Origin of the sequence: Pseudomonas sp. E45-MNA-CIBAN-0222 (assembly GCF_040310405.1) — a bacterium.
In the GTDB taxonomy this organism is placed as follows: Bacteria; Pseudomonadota; Gammaproteobacteria; order Pseudomonadales; family Pseudomonadaceae; genus Stutzerimonas; species Stutzerimonas stutzeri_AC.
Map to the genome: position 1 here is coordinate 1 of NZ_JBEOPU010000181.1, position 251 is coordinate 251.

1 protein-coding gene is annotated in these 251 nt (G+C 59.4%); it reads left to right on the forward strand.

Annotated elements, in window-relative coordinates:
- Positions 1–101: 101 nt before the first annotated feature.
- Positions 102–251: helix-turn-helix domain-containing protein (locus AAEZ08_RS23250; protein ID WP_500125224.1), on the forward strand; the 150-nt coding region annotated here is incomplete at its 3' end.

Below are 251 nucleotides of genomic sequence, written 5' to 3' on the forward strand. Positions count from 1 at the left end.
GTTATCCACAACCTGGTGAGAACTTAAGATCGCATCCATCGAGCTCTTGTAGGAGCTGCCGAAGGCTGCGATCTTTTGCTTTTAACAAAGAGCGACCGCCCATGGACCGCTTCCAGGAAATGCAGGTATTCGCCGCCGTCGCCCAAGCCCAGGGCTTTTCGGCGGCAGCGCGGCATTTGGGTATGTCTGCAGCCAGCGTCACTCGCGCAGTCGCCGCGTTGGAGAAGCGCATCGGCACGCAGCTGCTCACG